We start from the raw sequence: 19324 nt of genomic DNA, 5'->3' as shown, positions 1-19324 counted from the left end.
TCTTCTCCCCCTTTGATTTAGAAAGTTACAGCTAAATGGGCCTTAGCAATTTTGTTAAATGGAATTTCTACTTCTTTTGTTTTTGTTTTTACTTTGTAGGCTATTTTCGCTGTTCCATCCATAAACTCCACTAACTCACCAGTAAATTCTTTTTCACCATCTATTGGTTCGTATACCTTCACATATACATTTTCACCAGTATATTTCTGAAAATCCTCTTCTTTTTTCAAGGGTCTCTCTACACCTGGTGAGGAGACTTCTAGGAAGTACGCCTGTTCAATTGGATCTGTTTCATCTAATTTCTCACTTAGCTTCTCAGAAACCTGCCCACATTCTTCAATATCTACTCCATTTTCTTTATCGATATAAACTCTTAGAAACCAATTTTGTCCTTCCTTTTCAAACACCACATCGACAAGCTCTAATTGTAGTTCATCTAATATCGGTTTCACTAAGGTTTCGGTTTGTTTGGTTACATTTTGTGCCATTCGCTGACCTCCTTTAATTGTGCTTTATGCATCTCTCGTCACATTACTATAATTCCCCAATTTAATCGAGCTTACACAAATAGAATCGTAAGCAGTCATTAGCACCACTTCTTGGGAATGTTAACGTGATAAATCCCTTGCCAGTGCTTGGCAAGGGATTTAATAGATGCCCTATTTGATCCGCTGGTTTGATAACTATGAAGAAAGAGTGGGGTGTCCCACTCTTTCTCCGTTCGTCTCAAATGAATTCTTTATAAAATATAACATGAATGGAGAAAAGATGCAAGCCATTACCTAGATGGATTAAAACAAGGATAATTGGTTCTTTTCTTCCATTCCTTCCAAACAACCATGTTGATCTAAATATTCTAAGACCGTTTTAGAGATCCTACTACGCTCTCTAAGGTCTTCCTTAGATAGGAACTCGCCATCCTCTCTTGCTTTTTCAATGTTGATCGCTGCATTGGTTCCTAAACCATCTACTGCATTGAATGGTGGGATTAAGGAATTACCATCTACTAAAAACTCAGTTGCTGAGGATTTATATAGATCAACCTTTTGAAAATGAAAGCCTCGCTCATTCATTTCGAGAGAAATTTCTAAAACGGTTAGTAAACTTTTTTCTTTAGGGGAGGCATCGTTACCCTTTGCATTAATTTCTTTTATTCGATTCTTAATCGCTTCAGAGCCTTTTACCATCGTATCAAGCTCAAAGTCATCTGCTCGGACAGTGAAGTATGCTGCATAGAATAAGATCGGATGATGTACCTTGAAATAAGCGATACGTACGGCCATTAAAACATAGGCAGCAGCATGTGCTTTCGGAAACATGTATTTAATTTTTTTACATGATTCAATATACCAATCTGGTACATCATGTTTTTTCATCTCAATAATCCATTCATCTTGTAGACCTTTACCTTTACGAACAAACTCCATGATTTTAAAAGCTAGCGAAGCATCTAGACCTTTGTGCATTAAATAAACCATAATATCATCACGACACCCAATTACATCAGGCAATTCACAAATTCCTTTATCGATAAGCTCTTGGGCATTTCCGAGCCATACATCTGTACCATGACTTAACCCAGAGATGATCACAAGTTCTGCAAAAGTTTTCGGTTTTGTATCTTCTAACATCTGTCTAACAAATCGTGTACCAAATTCAGGGACACCTAGTGTACCAGTCTTACACATAATTTGTTCTGCTGTAACTCCTAACACCTCTGGACCAGAAAATATTTTCATCACTTCCGCATCATCCGTTGGAATCGTTCTAGGATCTATACCACTTAAGTCTTGTAGCATCCGAATCACAGTTGGATCATCGTGTCCTAGTATATCGAGTTTCAACAAATTATCGTGAATAGAGTGGAAGTCAAAATGTGTCGTACGCCATTCTGAATTTCGATCATCCGCAGGAAACTGTATCGGTGTAAAGTCATAGATTTCCATGTCGTCAGGAACAACAATTATACCACCTGGGTGCTGGCCTGTAGTCCTTTTAGCACCAGTACAGCCTTTAACTAAACGATCTACTTCAGCATTTTTAATTACCATATTATGATCGCCTGCATAACCTTTCACATAGCCATATGCTGTTTTTTCAGCAACTGTACCTATCGTTCCTGCACGATAGACATTATCCTCTCCGAACAATACTTTCGTATAATTATGGGCTCTTGGTTGATATTCACCAGAAAAGTTCAAGTCAATATCGGGAACCTTATCTCCTTTAAATCCAAGGAAGGTCTCAAACGGTATATCTTGTCCATCTTTCTTAAGAGGAACCTCACATGTAGGACAATCTTTATCTGGCAAATCAAATCCACTACCTACAGAACCATCATTAAAAAATTCACTCTGTTTACAGTTAGGACAGACATAGTGTGGTGGTAATGGATTTACTTCTGTAATCTCCGTAAATGTCGCAATTAATGAGGAACCAACCGATCCTCTGGATCCAACAAGATAACCATCATCTAAAGATTTTTTTACCAGTTTATGTGAAATTAAGTAGATGACTGCAAATCCATGTCCAATAATACTTTTTAATTCTTTTTCGATTCTTTGTTCAACAATTTCAGGTAATGGGTCACCATAAATTGATTTTGCAAAAGAGTAGCTTAGCTCCCTTATTTCTTCTTCTGCACCATCAATATTTGGGGTGTATAAATCATCTTTAACAGGCTTTACATCTTCAATTTGCTCGACAAGTTGATGAGGATTAGTAATGACAATTTCCTTGGCCTTTTCTTCTCCTAAAAAGTGAAATGCCTCTACCATTTCATTCGTTGTTCTGAAATAAGTATTTGGCAATGTTTGTCGATTTAATGGATTTCCACTTTGAGAGGCAATTAATATTTTTCGATAAAGTCGGTCATTTTCTTCTAGATGATGTACATTACCTGTTGCCACACAAGGTTTTCCAAGACTATCAGCCATTTCGACAAGCTTTCTTATAATATCATAAAGCTGTGCTTCATTTTGCACCAGCTCTTTGTCCAATAAATGTACGTAATTTGCCGGGGGTTGTACTTCGATATAATCATAAAATTTAGCTACTTTTTCTGCTTGCTCCTTTGATTTTTGCATCATTGTTTCAAAGACTTCTCCTTGGTCACACGCAGTACCAATTAGTACACCCTCACGATGCTCTTGGAGTTTGGACCTCGGAATACGAGGTACTCGGTAGAAGTAATGAATATGAGCAAGAGAAATTAGTTTAAAAATATTTTTAAGTCCTACTTCATTCACTGCAAGTAATGTAGCATGAAATGGTCTTGAACGTTGATAGGCATTACCTTCCCCCATATGTTTATTGAATTGATTATGATTTGTAATGCCATTTTCGTGAGATAGTTTAATAAATTTCCATAATAAATAGCCAGTAGCCTCAGCATCATAGATAGCACGGTGATGTTGGGTTAACTCGATGTCTAGCTTTTTACATAAGGTATTTAAACGATGATTCTTCAGTTCTGGAAATAGAAATCGAGCTAATTCCAATGTGTCTATGACAGGATTTGTGGCTTCCTCTAGTCCAATTTTCTTGAAGCCTGTATTGATGAAGCCCATATCAAAATCTGCATTATGTGCTACCAGAATATCATTCTCCATCCATTCATGAAAATCCTTTAAGACATCCTCTATTTCCGGCGCATCCTTCACCATATCATCAGTAATTCCCGTTAAATTAATTGTTGTTTCCGATAATGGATGATGTGGATTGGCAAAGGATTCAAATCGATCAATGATTTCGCCATTTTTCACCTTTACGGCTGCAAGCTCAATTATTGTGTCATACACAGCTGATAAGCCGGTTGTTTCGACATCAAACACGACATACGTATCATCTAAGAGCTCTCGATTTGCAGCATTATAGGCAATAGGAACACCATCATCGACAATATTTGCTTCCACCCCATAAATAATTTTAACTCCGTGTTTTTTCCCAGCTGCATAAGCCTCTGGATAGGCTTGTGCAACAGCATGATCGGTTATGGCAATCGCTTTGTGTCCCCACTTACCTGCTTGTTCAATTAATTTAGACGCAGATACGACAGCATCCATTTGACTCATTAATGTATGTGTATGCAGTTCAATCCGCTTCTCACCATCTAATCCGTTATCTTCTCTAGTAATGGAGGGGATTTGTTGAATGTCCTTTGCCATCATGGTTAATTCGTTGGAAAAGGTATCGGTTTGAATCATACCTTTAGCTTTCAACCACATACCAGCTTTCAATTGCTTATACTTTTCAACATCTTGATCACCTTTAGAGAACATTTTAATTTGAAAAGAATCGCTATAGTCCGTTAATTTTAACATCAATAAGTGACGTCCAGACCGTAATTCCCTGATTTCCACATCAAATAAGTATCCTTGAAAAACGACATTTTTCTCTTCTTCTATGATGTCTTTCATTTGTACTGATTCATCCTTAATCGGATATCCAATTAGTATAGGACCAGTGTCCTGTTCTTCTTTATTTTCTTTCACTTTTTGTTCTTGTTGTTTAAAAGCTTCCTCCACACGTTTTCTATCCTCTAAGGCTTTTTCTTGTTGAAATTTTTCCAACTCTGCCTGCTGATCTACTACTTCCATTTCGACCATTTTTCGTTCTGTGCCAATTTTTACACAAAATTCATCCAATTTTGTTTGTAGCTCTTGCTTTAATGAATGTAGTTCAATTTCATTGCTTACAGTTAACATAATGTTATTATCGTTAACTAACGGCCTTTTATTCTCTAATGCTCGATACTTAGGTGAATGGTGGATTAATTCTGAATAGAAAACACTCCAATAATTTCCCCATTCCTCATTGGATAAGATAGAGTTTTGGGTTTTAAATACCCAAGATACTTTAGCGATTGTCGAAAATGCTTCGGTTAGCTTCAGTGCAAACAGTTGATAAGCTTCCGCTGGTAATACATTTTCGATAAGTAAATGAAACTGCCAGATTTTTGATTGGCGATAAACCTCTAATTTTTCTATTGATCCATTTTGGAAATATTTATTTTTCATATCATCAGGTATACCGATTTGCTTCATTAATAATTCAAATCGTTCTTTATTCGTTGTATTCATGTTCTCGCCCCCTCGCCTTCTAAACATTGAATATTTGTGTCCTAAATGATAATTCCCTTGTCTTATTATAAAGGACAAGGGAATATATTTTAAGCTAGCAGTGATTGAATTTTCGACATAATTTCTGATTCATGAAGATCAAATTGCTCCCCAGTCGTACGTAGCTTGCATTCAACAATCCCTTCATTTGCTTTTTTACCAACTGTAATACGAATCGGTAAACCAATGAGATCACTATCTGCAAACTTTACTCCTGGACGTTCTTTACGATCATCATATAAAACAGATACGCGCTGGTCCATTAATTGATTATATAGCTTATCTGAAAGCCTGCTTTGTTCTTCGTTTTTAGGATTCACTACAATTAGATGTATATCATATGGACTGATTTCTTTTGGCCATGTGATGCCTTTCTCATCATGATATTGTTCTACGATAGCAGCGAGTGTTCGAGAAACACCGATTCCATAACACCCCATAATCATAGTCTCTTGTTTACCTTGTTCATTCAAATAGGTCGCACCTAACTTATCTGCATACAGCTGTCCTAATTTGAAAACGTGTCCCACTTCAATCCCCTTAGCAAATCTAATCGTACCTTTACCGTCCGGCGATGGATCTCCTTCCTGAATAAAGCGTAAATCTTCATAGTTTTTGACTTGAAAATCACGAGATGGATTGACATTGATAAAGTGTTTATCGTCTTCATTTGCCCCACAATAACCATTGACGATAAATTCCACAGCATTGTCGGCAATCACTTCTACATTACTTACATTGATCGGACCTAATGAACCTACCTTTGCACCTAATACTTGAAGAGCTTCTTGCTCTGATGCTAATTCAATATCTGTTGTTTGATACAAGTTTTTCAACTTTATATCATTGATTTCATGATCACCGCGTGAAAGAACAAGGACAAATCGTTCATCTACTTTAAAGAGGATGGATTTAATGCCTTTATCTAACGGTTTGTTTAGATATTGCGAAACCTCTTGCATCGTTTTATAGCCAGGTGTTTCCACCTTGTCAAGTGACATTAACTCTTCGTTTTCTTTTCGATAATCAACAAGAACTGGTGCCATTTCAATATTGGCTGCAAAATCAGAGCTATCAGAATAGGCGATTGTATCTTCTCCAATTTCGGACAGAACCATAAACTCATGTGTATCTTTGCCACCCATTGCACCAGAATCAGCAATCACTGCACGAAAATCTAGTCCACAACGCTCAAAAATAGTAGAATAGGCTGTCACCATCTTGTCATAAGCTTCATCAAGGCTTTCAAAGGAATCATGAAAGGAATAAGCATCCTTCATAACAAATTCCCGACCACGCAACAAACCAAAACGCGGTCTTTTTTCGTCACGGTATTTTGATTGGATTTGAAATAAAGTAATTGGGAGCTTTTTATAGCTTTTTACTTCATCGCTTATTAAGTTAGTAATTACTTCTTCATGAGTTGCCCCTAGTGCGAACTCTCGATCATGACGATCATTAATTCGCATTAATTCTGGACCAAACGTATACCATCTACCTGTTTTTTTCCACAGATCCGCAGGCTGTAATGCTGGCATGAGCATTTCTGCCGCTCCTGCCTTCTCCATTTCTTCTCTAACAATATTTTCTACCTTTTTTAATACTTTATTTCCTAATGGAAGGAAGCTGTATACACCAGATGCTGTTTGACGTATAAAACCTGCTCGAACTAATAGCTGATGGCTTTTAATTTCGGCATCTGCTGGAACTTCTTTTAATGTTGGAATGAGTGTTTGACTATGTTTCATCTCGAAAATTCACCTCAAGCTTAAAAATAAAATTTACAAAAAGAATTATTTCTCTGTTCACCATATCATAATCGTCATCATGAAGATAATCTTTAATGATGGGTAAAGCAATCTTCACCTAAAGAAAGAGTCGTTGGATATCATTCCATGTTACGACAATCATTAGTAGCATTAATAATGCAAAACCTATGAAATGAACGACACCTTCTTTCTGAGGATCGATTGGCTTTCCTCTTACTGCTTCTAATCCAACAAATAATAAACGTCCGCCATCTAATGCAGGTAATGGCACTAAATTAACGATCCCTAAGTTAACACTTAATATAGCAGTCCACATCATAAAATTCATAAATCCTGTCTGAACGACTTGATCTGTCGCATCATATATACCAACTGGTCCTGATAACATATCAATCGAGAACTGACCAGTAACTAATTTTCCTAGATTTGTTAATATCAATGTAGACCATTCATAGGTTTGCTGAAAACTATATGGAATAGACCGAATAAATGATTTTTCAGAAGCTTGAACCACACCTACTTGCCCAAATGACTCCTGTTCTAGTTCAACTAAAGCTGGAGTAACCTCTAAAGGAATCTTTTCCCCATTTCTTATTACAACCATATCTACTGATTCTTCTGGACTTGCTTGTACAATTTCTTCAAATTCGGACCATTTTCCAACAGATTCACCGTTTATTTCAACAACTTTATCTCCTGCCTGGAAGCCAGCTTCTTCTGCTGGGCTGTTCTCCACAACAGAACCAATTTCAATATCTTTCACAGGTACACCTTGAATCATTGCTAACCCAGCAAAAATTACGATAGATAATAGAAAGTTCATCATAGGACCAGCGAACAATTGCATTGCTCGCTGCCCAACTGTTTTGGATGCAAATTGCCGATCGTATGGAGCAATTTGGGTTGGTTTTTCATCCATAATAAAATGAGCCTTTTCGTCTACTTGGAAGGAGAAATGTTGTTCATCTCCTACTTCATAGCCTTCCATTTTCAATCGGTGGTCTAGATCAATATTTTCTACTTCTATCACTAGTGCATCTGGGTGCTTATCTTTGTTATTGACAATAATTTGATTGACTTTTCCTGCCTCATTAAAAGTAACACCAATATGCTGACCTGGTTTTATATCAACAATTTCCGGATCATCACCAGCAACTCGCACATAGCCACCCATAGGCAACAAACGAATGGTATACAGGGTTTCATTTTTCGTTGTAGAAAAAATTTTAGGCCCAAATCCAATGGCGAACTCTCTTACTAGCATACCTGCACGCTTTGCGAAAATAAAATGACCAAATTCATGAACAAATACTAAGAGTCCGAACATTAGAATAAACGCTATGATCGTATTCAATCAACATACACTCCTTCCATTTCTTTACGGGGGATAGATAATTTGAAAATTCTTACTTATACTGCGATAAAATCCTCATTCTAGTGCTTTGATCAACTTCTTGGATTGTAACTAAATCTGGATCTTCAATTGATTGATGGTCGCTAATTGCTTTTTCAATAACTGATTCAATTTCTAGAAAACTAATGTTTCCTTTTAAAAATAAATCAACAGCTATTTCATTTGCTGCATTTAACACAGTGGGCATCGTTCCGCCTTTTTTCCCTGCATCATAGGCATATTGTAAGCAAGGAAAACGTTGCAAATCCATTTTTTCGAAATGGAGCTTGCCTACTTCAAGCAAATCTAAGCTTTCTGTTTGAGAGAATGGTAATCTATCTGGATAGGTTAGTGCATATTGAATTGGGACCCTCATATCAGGCGTACCAAGCTGTGCGATGACACTCTTATCAACAAATTCAACCATAGAATGGATGATGCTTTCTTTATGTTGAATAACGTCAATTTTTTCATAGGGTAAACCAAATAGCCAATGTGCTTCCATAACCTCTAATCCTTTATTCATCATAGTGGCAGAATCAATCGTGATTTTTGCCCCCATGCTCCAGTTTGGATGATTCAATGCATCGGCTATGGTTACTTCTTCAAGGTCGGCTCTTGATTTGTCACGAAAGCTTCCTCCTGATGCAGTCAAAATAATTCTGCTTACTTGGCTAGAAGCTTCTCCATTTAATGCTTGAAATATTGCAGAGTGTTCACTGTCAATTGGTAGTAAGTCTACACCATTTTCTTTTGCTTTTCTCATAACGAGATGTCCTGCAGTGACAAGAGTTTCTTTATTTGCGATAGCTATTTGTTTCTTTTCGTCAATAGCGGCTAGTGTTGCGGCAAGTCCAACACTTCCCATTACCGCATTAACTAACACATCTGTCTTGGGATGACAACTAACTTCTACTAGTGCTTCTTCACCAACTAATATTTCTATAGATGTATTATTAGAAGGTGAAAATAATTCCTTTTTTACTTTTTCATTTTTTACGACAATTTTTTCTGGCTGAAATCTTTCCAAAATAATTTTTGCCTTTTCTATATTTTCTCCAAATGAGATAGCAAATAGTCGGAAATCTTCAGGATGCTCAGCGATAACATCCAGAGTTTGCATACCAATGGAACCCGTAGCTCCAAGTAGTGTAATATTTTTCATATCTGAATAACGCCCCAGTATAGTTTATTGTATAAAATTAATAAAATGAAGTAATGGAAAGACAAATAACCAACTATCAAATCGGTCAAGTATTCCACCATGACCAGGCAATAATTTTCCTGAGTCTTTCACATTGTAATATCGTTTAATAGCCGATTCTACCAAGTCACCAACTTGTCCACCAATCGATGCTAAAATCGTAACTAATATAACGATGATTAAAGAATCATGCACGGGGAAAAAGGTATGAAAAATGACAGCAACAACACAGGCTATCAATATCCCACCAATGGCACCCTCGATTGTTTTATTAGGACTGATTTTTGGCCATAGCTTTCTCCTTCCAAATGCCCTTCCAAAAAAATACGCTCCCGTGTCCGTTGAAAGTATAACTAGAATAGCATAAAAGATATAGACAAGTCCATCATTGTCAACATCTCTCGTTTGGATAAAATAATAAAAGCCAAGTCCGACATAAATGGTTGATAATATTAAAAAACCTGCATCCTCAAAAGTGAATTTATTCTTCACTAAAACAGTATAAGCGAGCAATAACAGTACAAAAAACATTAACAGTTCGGTTCTAGTAGAGAAAAAGATAAATTCACCTTGAAAAAGTAATCCCCATAATAATATAACTGTTAAAATAGTTGGAATTGGATATGAGGTAGTTTTTCGCATATGTAATAATTCTAATAACCCTATAGTCGCAATGATATACATTGCAATCTGAAATGGTAAGCCATTCATAAACACTAAGGGAAAAAAGATAAGTATAGCAACTATTGCTGTAATTATTCTAATTTTCATCAATATTCACACCTTAAATTCCGCCGTAACGACGTTTTCGCTTTTGAAATTCGTTAATAGCTTTTTCAAAATCTTCTTCATTAAAGTCTGGCCATAATGTATCCGTAAACCATAATTCTGAGTATGCTGATTGCCAAAGCAAGAAATTACTTAATCGAATTTCACCACTAGTCCTGATTAAAAGATCTGGATCAGAAATATCAGAAGTATATAAATGACGGCTAAACATTTGCTCATCAATTTCTTCTATGGAATAATTCCCTTCTAGAACCTCCTTACAAATAGCTTTCACAGATTGGATCATTTCATAACGGCTACCATAATTTATAGCTATATTTAGGATCAATCCAGTATTCGCAGAAGTCTTATCAATTGCACTCATAATGGCTGCACTTGTTTTATTAGGAAGGTGCTCTAAATCACCAATCGTTTCTATTTTCACATTCTCTTCCATTAATTCCGGTAAATAATGCTGAAGAAAATCTATTGGTAGTTTCATTAGATATTCTATCTCATTAGACGGTCTTTTCCAATTTTCAGTCGAGAATGCGTAAAGGGTGAGAATCTTCACATTATAAGAATTGGCAATTTTCACGATCCTTTTAACATTATCCATCCCCTGTCTATGTCCCGCGACACGAGGTAATCCTTTATTTTGAGCCCATCGCCCATTTCCGTCCATGATGATGGCGATATGTTCAGGTATTCTCTCTACTTGTAGCTCAGGCCTTACTAAATTTTTTTCTTTTTTTAAGAAAGGAAGTTTAAACAAAGCCATTTTTGATCCTCCATTGTTCAACACATTGAAATACTTCTTCATTTCATATAGAGACTACTTAACGAAACTATAGCTTGCTTCCCTTATCTACTATGTACGTTAACGTATTATTATTCTTATCATTACTTTTTTCATACTCTAATGGGAAGAAGCGATAAAGTGGAAAAACCCTCTTCTTCACAAGAGGGTTTATTCTCACATTTTCATTCTACCTTTTTTTAGCTTATACTTCCATAATTTCTTGTTCTTTTTCTTTTGTTAATCCATCAATTTGGCTAATGTGCTCATCAGTAGCACTTTGTACTTCGTCCTGATAACCTCTTAATTCATCTTCTGTAATTTCACCATTTTTTTCGTCTTTTTTCAATTGGTCATTCGTATCACGGCGAATGTTACGAATTTGTACTTTGGACTCTTCCGCAAATTTACCAACAACTTTTACCAATTCTTTACGTCGTTCTTCGGTAAGTGGCGGAATACTTAAGCGAATGACATTTCCATCACTAGAAGGTGAAAGGCCTAAATCAGCCTTTTGAATCGCCTTTTCAATATCACCAATAGACGATTTATCAAATGGAGTGATAAGAAGTAAACGCGCCTCTGGTACTGTAATGGATGATAACTGATTTAATGGGGTAAGCGCTCCATAGTATTCTACTTGAACACTATCGAGAAGAGCAGGATTTGCTCTACCAGCTCTTACCGTTGCTAAATTTTTAGAATAAGCCTTTACTGCTTGTTCCATTTTTTCCTTCGTTTCTTTTAACAATACATCTGACATTATTCTTTCCCCCTTATAATGGTACCGATATTTTCACCAACTACTGCTTTTTTAATATTTCCTTCTTCTGATATTGAAAATACTAGTAATGGAATATTGTTATCCATACAGAGAGAAGAGGCTGTAGAATCCATTACACCTAATCCTTCATTTAAAATTTCTAAATAAGATAATTGATCATATTTCTTAGCATCCTTATCCACCTTCGGATCAGCTGTATAAACCCCATCGACGTTATTTTTCGCCATCAAAATAACATCTGCTTCAATCTCTGCCGCTCTGAGTGCTGCTGTTGTATCTGTCGAGAAGTATGGGTTACCTGTACCTGCTGCAAAGATAACTACCCGTTTTTTCTCTAAGTGTCTGATTGCTTTACGTCTTATATATGGTTCTGCTACTTGACGCATCTCAATAGAGGTTTGGACCCTCGTTGGTATACCGAGGTTTTCTAGACTATCCTGCAGTGCTAGAGAATTCATGACAGTAGCCAGCATGCCCATATAATCTGCATTTGCTCTGTCCATTCCCATCTCACTTCCGATCTTACCTCGCCAAATGTTTCCACCACCAACCACCACAGCAACTTCAACACCTAATTCCACGACATCCTTGACCTGTTTCGCAACAGATTGAATGATAGATGGTTCGATTCCAAAACCTTGTTCACCACTTAAAGCTTCACCACTTAATTTTAACACAACTCTTCTGTAGTTAGCAGTAGCCATAATAACCTCCGTATATGTAAATATTATAATAAAAATACGATTTGATCGCAAAACGTTTCTTATTCATCGATATTACTTTTTTACAGTGCAAAGAAAAGGGACACCTGGTGCCCCTCCAATTTGGTTAAATTATTTTTTATTAACTTGGCTCATAACTTCTTCAGCAAAGTTATCTACACGCTTTTCAATACCTTCGCCAACTTCATAACGAACAAAAGATTTTACTGAAGCATTTTTATTTTTCACAATTTGTTTTACTTTTTGATCAGGGTCTTTGACAAAGCTTTGCTCTAATAAACAAATTTCTTCAAAGAATTTTCCTAAACGACCTTCTACCATTTTTTCTACAATATGTTCAGGCTTTCCTTCGTTTAAAGCTTGTGTTTTTAATACTTCTCTTTCTTTTTCAACATCTTCTTGAGCTACCGCATCACGAGATAAGTAGCGAGGGTTTACGGCAGCGACATGCATTGCAATATCTTTAGCAAGCTGCTCGTCTGTTGTACCTTCCAATACAGTTACAACACCGATATTCCCCCCCATGTGAATGTACTCACCAAATACATCTTGATCTGTTTTAGTGAAAAGGGCAAAACGACGTAAAGAGATTTTTTCACCAATCTTAGCAATGTTAGAATTAATAAATTCTTCCACTTTTTCACCTTCACCATTTAAAGGTTGTGCTAATGCTTCTTCTACACTACCTGGCTTTTCAGATAAGATGTGCTTAGCTAATGCTTGTAGAAGTGATTTAAATTGATCATTTTTAGTGACAAAGTCTGTCTCACAGTTAACTTCAAGAAGCACTGCATCGTTACCCTCAACTTCAACATATGCTGAACCTTCTGCTGCAATACGGTCTGCTTTTTTCGCTGCTTTTGATATACCTTTTTCACGTAGGTAGTCAATCGCTTTATCGATATCACCATCTGTTTCTTGAAGTGCTTTTTTACAATCCATCATACCTGCACCAGTTTTTTCTCTTAATTCTTTTACTAACTTTGCAGTAATTGCCATAAATCTTCCTCCTTTAAGTAATGTATACTTATTGTCTATTGCTTTAGAAAAACTCGCATTCGCTCTTCTTTTGCGAATGCCTAGTTTTTGTTTATACTTGGCACCTTAAAATGTAGCTGCGTAGAAACTTCTGCTGTGTAAAATTTTATACTTACCTAACGTGTAAAAAAGGTGATAAAAGGTCCCCCTCTTATCACCCAAAACCTTCTTTACTCTTTTACTCTTCTGCAGTTTCTACTTCTGCATTTGCTTCTTCTTGTTCTTCCGCTTGCTCTTCAGCAACTTCTTCCGTTACTTCACCTTGTTTTACTTCTAAAATAGCGTCAGCCATTTTTCCAGTAAGTAATTTAACTGCACGGATAGCATCATCATTAGCTGGGATAACATAATCGATTTCGTCTGGATCACAGTTAGTATCTACGATCCCTACAATTGGAATATTAAGTTTATGTGCTTCCGCAACTGCAATGCGTTCTTTTCTTGGATCAATAATGAAAAGAGCATCGGGAATTTTGTTCATTTCTTTAATACCACCTAAGAATTTAACAAGTCTTTCTTTTTCTTTTAATAGACCTACTACTTCTTTTTTAGGAAGTACTTCGAATGTTCCATCTTCTTCCATTTTTTCGATATCTTTTAAACGATTAATACGTTTACGAATAGTTTCAAAGTTTGTTAATGTCCCACCTAACCAGCGTTGGTTTACATAAAACATTCCTGAACGGATTGCTTCTTCCTTCACTGATTCTTGTGCTTGCTTCTTGGTACCTACAAATAAAACAGTACCATCATTTTCTGCGATTTCTTTAACGAAATTGTACGCTTCTTCTACTTTCTTTACGGTTTTTTGTAGGTCAATAATGTAAATACCGTTACGTTCTGTGAAGATGTATTTTTTCATCTTCGGATTCCAACGACGAGTTTGGTGACCAAAATGCACACCAGCCTCTAATAGCTGTTTCATTGAGATTACTGCCATTTTCTTTCCTCCTGTAAATTGGTTTTTTATCCTCCATTTGTATCATTAGATAAAAGGACTAAATCAATAGCACCACTTTTACCTTCCACAAACGTGTGTATTTAACACCATGAACAAATATAACATATTGATTTTATGCAATCAAGCTATTTTATCTGTTTTTTTGTTGAAATTTTAATAATAGTTCTATTTCTGTCTTTCCTTTATCCAATTTCTTAGCAATTTCATCAGAAGTCATGCCTTTTTGAGAAAGGTGGAGAATTTGTGCAGTCAAGGATTGTTCTACTGTGTCTTTTTGTATCCCATCTGTAATCGGTTGATAGTCTTCGTATTCATTATCTTTGGGAATTCTCACAGTTCCTTCTTCTGGTTTATTCGGTTGAGGTACTTCATTCGTTGTCTTCTTTTTTAGTTGATTTTGTTGAACAGCTTCTGTTATCTCCACTGATGGATTGTCCATTGAATCTATTTGCTCCAAGAATTTCTGATTCTCTTCTTTCATTTCTACTAAATATAATGCCAAAGAATCCTCCATTTTTTCCACTTGCTCCAAGACATTTGCTTCAATATCTTCTATGTTTTGTTGTTTCATTTTTAAATGACGAATAACAATAAATGTAATAATATGAATAAGAAAACTTAATAATAGCAATAAATATATCATAAATACCCTTCTTATCTCTTAATATCAATCCGCTTTCCTAAATAAGGATGTTGCTGGTTCGCTTCCTTTTCCTCTTCTGTTGAAGGAGAACGTTCATTATCATGATGACCCTTTTCTTTTTGGTTATTTTTCAATCTCAATTTCTCTGATTCTTGTTGCTTGATAACTCGCTGTCTTTTTCTGATCTCTTCTAATACTTGAGATTGGGCCAATTGTTCCTGGCCTAGTCTTCCTTGTTGCTGTAAGTGCTCTTGGATTTTCCCTGCATCCTGTGTTCGCGGTAACGCTACTTGCATCTCTACTGATTTCCAACTCACTCGGAATCAATCCCTTGCTCCCATATTTAAAGTGGTTCCATCACGATCTCCATGTCTTTTAAATAGGATTTAAAACAACTATGCTCATCCTTTAAGAGACGACTATATTTACCGATATTTAATTCAACATTTCCGAATGCTTTTCCGTAAACATTAATCGACATTTCTGTAAAATTACCGATTGTCCATTGCAATTCTGTCATTTCTAATTGTATCTGTTCTATATCTTTCGTAACCTTCTCCAATGAATGACGTTGTTTTAGTAGGACAATTCGTTCTTTTGTATTCAACCCACTCTGTTTTTTCTTTTTCTGTAATTGGTTACCGAGTAAAACCAATTTGTTTTGATTATCCTTTAATGCCGACAGCTGTTCATTCAATTGTTCCACCTGTTCACTAACTTTCTTGTTAATTCCCAAGGCTAATTCTGTCTTTGTAAAAGCAAAATTGCCCACATTCTTTACTTCAATTTGTCTTCCTGCTGAATTGGAACCGCCAATAATACTTCCATTCTGACATATAATATCTCCTTCAGCAACACAATCACTATGAAGAATCGACTTTTTTACAACAAGATTATTTCCTGTTTCTATCTTCGCCTGATTAATGTAATTGGTTTCAATATTTCCTTCAGCTTTAATGTAGGCTTTGTCCATACCTGAGATTCCTTCATTGATAACAATATTTCCCCCTGCTTGTAGAAATGCCCCTTCCACAAGACCACTGATGAACAAATCTCCTTTTGCTTTCACAGAATAGCCTGTACCAACATTTCCTCTTATCGTAACAGAACCGACAAAATCGATATTCCCTGTTTCTAGAGATAAATCTCCGCTTAATTCATATAGTGGAAATACATGTATAAATTTTGTCGTGATGGATAACTGTCCTTCAGCAGTTGCAACAAATACATTCGTTTCTTCCTCTATCTCTACATTTTTTCCTGCTTTCGTTCTAACTCCGACCCCTTTTTTCTGACGAATAGGATTACCGAACACATCCGTTCCTTCTTTCCCCTCTGTTGCAGGTACTATCGTCGCAATCTTGTCACCTTTATTAACACTTGGTATTTTGGTCACATCACGAAAAGAGAATTTTTCTTCCTCAGAAATAGATGAATTTAATGTTATTTTCCATTCTAAATAGCCATCCTCGCCATTCTCGGGTGGAATCCCTTTTGCAATTATTAAAGGTTGATGATTAGCAAGGATCTGTTTCCAATCTGATTGTTGCCATTCTACTAAACCAAAGTTGATTTTTGCTTTTTCTATTAAAAAACCTACATCTTCCTCTGTAACTTCATCGAAAAAACTTGAATCGAGCAATTCAATCCAAGCCTTTAACTTATCCTTTGAATAATTCACGCGAAGAACATCTTTAAGTTCCATCTTATTCATGCCCCATTTACACATTATTTTATTCTAGGAGAACATCTGTCTGATTTTAAAAATTGCCTGTTTATGAATTTGAGAAATTCTAGAGGTTGTTAAGCCTAAAGCTTTGCCAATCTCTGTGAAGGTCAATTCCTTATCATAGAATAAACTTAGAACCAATTGCTCGTTCTCATTCAATTTTTGAATATGTTGACTTAATTGATGAAGTTTTTCCTGCTTTAATACATTTTCTTCAGGCGTTAGTTCTTTTTCGTCTGGTATATGATAACCAATTCCTTCTTTATATTCATCATTTGCCCCTTTGTCCTCCATTGAAAGTAAGTTGGAAAAGAAACTATCCTTAATTACTTCCTCAACTTCTTCTTTTTTCATTTTTAGATGTGCAGCAATTTCTTCAGCACTTACTTCTCTTTGAAGTTGTTGTTCTAATGCTTCCACAGCAAAATCAATCTTTTTCACTTTTTCTCGAGCTGATCTCGGTAACCAATCTTCCTTGCGTAGGCCATCGATAATGGCACCTTTTATTCGAAAGGATGCATAGGTATCAAACTTCAAGTCCCGATTTGGGTCAAATTTAAGGATAGCATCATATAACCCGAATAACCCCAAGCTTCTTAAATCTTCTTTTTGAACACTTTTCGGCAGATTGGATGCGATTCGTTGGACATGATATTGTACTAAATACATATAATGGTCAATTAATTGATTGGTATTATCTTCGTTTTTATTCTGAATCCATTCGTTCCATATTGACCTTTCTTCAATACCAACCTTTCCCATCTAACCACCTCTTTCCTTAATTTCTTCTATCTTAGATACATTTCATTTCACTATTAACGGTTTTGATTGATAGTAGACCAGTATCTGGATCAAATTCTATTGTTCTACCTTTATTCCCACCTACATCCTGCGCAAGAATAGGAATATTTAGTTGATTAAGTTTAAGAATAACTGCTTCCACATTCCGTTCACCTATACGAAGCATTTGGTTGTCCGAACGAAAGGCAAACATATGAGCACCACCAGCTAATTTCGCTTTTAGGGAATGCTTATTTACTCCCTGCTTTATAAGTAATTCCAATAATAAATCAATTCCCGTATCAGCATATTTCATTCCATTTCTATTCTCTCTTTTTGATGCAGTAGAATCTGGTAACATGATATGAGCTAGTCCTGCTACTTTTAGCTTTAAATCATAAATAACGACTCCAACACAAGACCCTAATCCTGACGTTTTTAAAAGGTGAGGAGCGTTCGCTACTTTTACATCAGCAATTCCAACCTTTACTATCGTTGAAGTTATCATTGGTTTTGTACTCCTAACGCTCGGAAGATTTTAGCAAAGGATTCTGGATCAGGAAGCAAGAAAAAATGCCCTTTTACTTGTGTTCCGCCATTTTCCCCTTCTTCAATCATCGTATCAATCATAATGGCGTAATCACTCTCTTGCGATATTTCTACTAGACCTTCCATCAATATAGCGGCAGCCATATCTATGACAAGTGTTGGGACAGTTGGTTGAAGGTTCAGTGTTGTAAAATCGGACAAGGATGATAAATACGATCCAGATAAAATATTACCAACCTCTGACAATGCCGAATAGGCAAGGGGGTTATCCTCCATTAAAGTCGTTTGGAAATGATTATCTCCTGTTAATTGCTGTGCGAGTGTATCTGCTTCCTCTGGTGAAAGGATGAAAAACATACTCCCAGGTGCATCACCTTGAATTCGCAAAAATACCGCAACGATCAGTCTTTCCGGCCCACCAACCAAATCTATTAACTCATTAAAATCAACAATCTTAATATACGGGATGGACATATCGATTTTTTTATTTAATAGCTCGGATAAGGCTGTCGCTGCATTTCCTGCACCTATGTTGCCAATTTCTTTTAATACATCAAGATGTATTTGGGTCAACTGATCTAAACGATCCATTATTTTTGGACCTCTTCTGCTTCTATCTTCCCTTGATAGGAATCAGCTGAGAGTACCTTTTCTAAATTCAATATCATGACTAATCTTTTGCCTATTTTCGCAACACCTTCTATATAATCCACATCTACTGTGCCAACTACTTTTGGTGCAGGCTCTATGTCTTCTGATTGTATATCTATGACATCGTAGGCAGCATCTACAATAAGTCCAATGTTGTATTTATCCTGATGAATGATGATAATCCTTGTGCTATCTGTTTGCGGAATACGATCCATGCCAAATCTTTCACGAAGATCAATAATTGGTGTGACAACTCCACGTAGATTAATGACACCTTTTACAAATTTCGCAGTTTTAGGAACTCTCGTTATTTGTTGCATTCGCTCGATTCCACCAATTATTTCAACTGGAAGTGCATATTCTTCCTTATCAAGTTCAATGATGATCGATTTTTTCACTTGCTTTTCTTCCATG

The 19324-nt window shown here is 36.2% G+C and carries 18 protein-coding genes; all 18 read right to left on the bottom strand.

Annotated elements, in window-relative coordinates:
* Window positions 1-17: 17 nt before the first annotated feature.
* Complete coding sequence (gene rimP / locus ACZ5R4_RS01675) at window positions 18-488, bottom strand: ribosome maturation factor RimP (protein ID WP_054859473.1); 471 nt, start codon at window positions 486-488, stop codon at window positions 18-20.
* A gap of 303 nt (window positions 489-791) precedes the next feature.
* Window positions 792-5081, bottom strand: a complete 4290-nt coding sequence (locus ACZ5R4_RS01670) for a PolC-type DNA polymerase III (protein WP_464367993.1) — start codon at window positions 5079-5081, stop codon at window positions 792-794.
* Between the two features lie 89 nt (window positions 5082-5170).
* The gene (locus ACZ5R4_RS01665) at window positions 5171-6868 is read right to left on the bottom strand and encodes a proline--tRNA ligase (protein WP_109984414.1); all 1698 of its coding nucleotides are present in this window, start codon (window positions 6866-6868) and stop codon (window positions 5171-5173) included.
* A 118-nt stretch (window positions 6869-6986) separates the two neighbouring features.
* Window positions 6987-8243, bottom strand: coding sequence for an RIP metalloprotease RseP (rseP, locus tag ACZ5R4_RS01660; RefSeq protein ID WP_109984415.1), 1257 nt, complete (start codon window positions 8241-8243; stop codon window positions 6987-6989).
* A 52-nt stretch (window positions 8244-8295) separates the two neighbouring features.
* Window positions 8296-9447 carry a 1-deoxy-D-xylulose-5-phosphate reductoisomerase gene (locus ACZ5R4_RS01655; protein WP_054859476.1) on the bottom strand — a complete coding sequence of 384 codons (1152 nt, stop codon included), beginning with the start codon at window positions 9445-9447 and terminating at the stop codon, window positions 8296-8298.
* Between the two features lie 24 nt (window positions 9448-9471).
* Entirely contained in the window at window positions 9472-10257 is a 786-nt protein-coding gene (locus ACZ5R4_RS01650) for a phosphatidate cytidylyltransferase (protein WP_109984416.1), read from the bottom strand.
* A gap of 13 nt (window positions 10258-10270) precedes the next feature.
* On the bottom strand, window positions 10271-11035 hold the full coding sequence (locus ACZ5R4_RS01645) for an isoprenyl transferase (RefSeq protein ID WP_109984417.1): 765 nt from the start codon (window positions 11033-11035) through the stop codon (window positions 10271-10273).
* 223 nt (window positions 11036-11258) lie between these two features.
* Window positions 11259-11816: a ribosome recycling factor gene (frr, locus tag ACZ5R4_RS01640; protein WP_109984418.1), complete on the bottom strand. Its 558-nt coding sequence runs from the start codon at window positions 11814-11816 to the stop codon at window positions 11259-11261.
* Window positions 11816-12541, bottom strand: a complete 726-nt coding sequence (gene pyrH / locus ACZ5R4_RS01635; RefSeq protein WP_109984419.1) for a UMP kinase — start codon at window positions 12539-12541, stop codon at window positions 11816-11818. Before pyrH ends, frr begins: the two co-directional genes overlap by 1 nt.
* 129 nt (window positions 12542-12670) lie before the next feature.
* Window positions 12671-13558, bottom strand: coding sequence for a translation elongation factor Ts (gene tsf, locus ACZ5R4_RS01630; RefSeq protein WP_054859479.1), 888 nt, complete (start codon window positions 13556-13558; stop codon window positions 12671-12673).
* A gap of 217 nt (window positions 13559-13775) precedes the next feature.
* Window positions 13776-14537 (bottom strand): 30S ribosomal protein S2, encoded by a 762-nt coding sequence (rpsB, locus tag ACZ5R4_RS01625; RefSeq protein ID WP_054859480.1) that lies wholly within the window; start codon window positions 14535-14537, stop codon window positions 13776-13778.
* 151 nt (window positions 14538-14688) lie between these two features.
* Window positions 14689-15201: a DUF6115 domain-containing protein gene (locus tag ACZ5R4_RS01620; RefSeq protein ID WP_054859481.1), complete on the bottom strand. Its 513-nt coding sequence runs from the start codon at window positions 15199-15201 to the stop codon at window positions 14689-14691.
* A gap of 11 nt (window positions 15202-15212) precedes the next feature.
* A complete protein-coding gene (locus ACZ5R4_RS01615; RefSeq protein WP_054789001.1) occupies window positions 15213-15518 on the bottom strand; it encodes a hypothetical protein in 306 nt (101 codons plus the stop codon).
* A gap of 26 nt (window positions 15519-15544) precedes the next feature.
* Complete coding sequence (locus tag ACZ5R4_RS01610; RefSeq protein WP_464367992.1) at window positions 15545-16906, bottom strand: DUF342 domain-containing protein; 1362 nt, start codon at window positions 16904-16906, stop codon at window positions 15545-15547.
* A 33-nt stretch (window positions 16907-16939) separates the two neighbouring features.
* Window positions 16940-17692 carry a FliA/WhiG family RNA polymerase sigma factor gene (locus ACZ5R4_RS01605; RefSeq protein WP_109984423.1) on the bottom strand — a complete coding sequence of 251 codons (753 nt, stop codon included), beginning with the start codon at window positions 17690-17692 and terminating at the stop codon, window positions 16940-16942.
* Window positions 17693-17723: 31 nt separating this feature from the next.
* Window positions 17724-18218, bottom strand: a complete 495-nt coding sequence (locus tag ACZ5R4_RS01600) for a chemotaxis protein CheD (protein WP_054789004.1) — start codon at window positions 18216-18218, stop codon at window positions 17724-17726.
* The gene (locus ACZ5R4_RS01595; protein ID WP_464367991.1) at window positions 18215-18850 is read right to left on the bottom strand and encodes a chemotaxis protein CheC; all 636 of its coding nucleotides are present in this window, start codon (window positions 18848-18850) and stop codon (window positions 18215-18217) included. Before ACZ5R4_RS01595 ends, ACZ5R4_RS01600 begins: the two co-directional genes overlap by 4 nt.
* Window positions 18850-19323 carry a chemotaxis protein CheW gene (locus tag ACZ5R4_RS01590; RefSeq protein WP_054789005.1) on the bottom strand — a complete coding sequence of 158 codons (474 nt, stop codon included), beginning with the start codon at window positions 19321-19323 and terminating at the stop codon, window positions 18850-18852. Before ACZ5R4_RS01590 ends, ACZ5R4_RS01595 begins: the two co-directional genes overlap by 1 nt.
* Between the last annotated feature and the right edge of the window lies 1 nt (window position 19324).

Source organism: Gracilibacillus sp. JCM 18860, from assembly GCF_055395245.1.
Note: the sequence above shows the minus strand (reverse complement) of the source record. Positions and strands in the feature narration are given on the sequence as shown.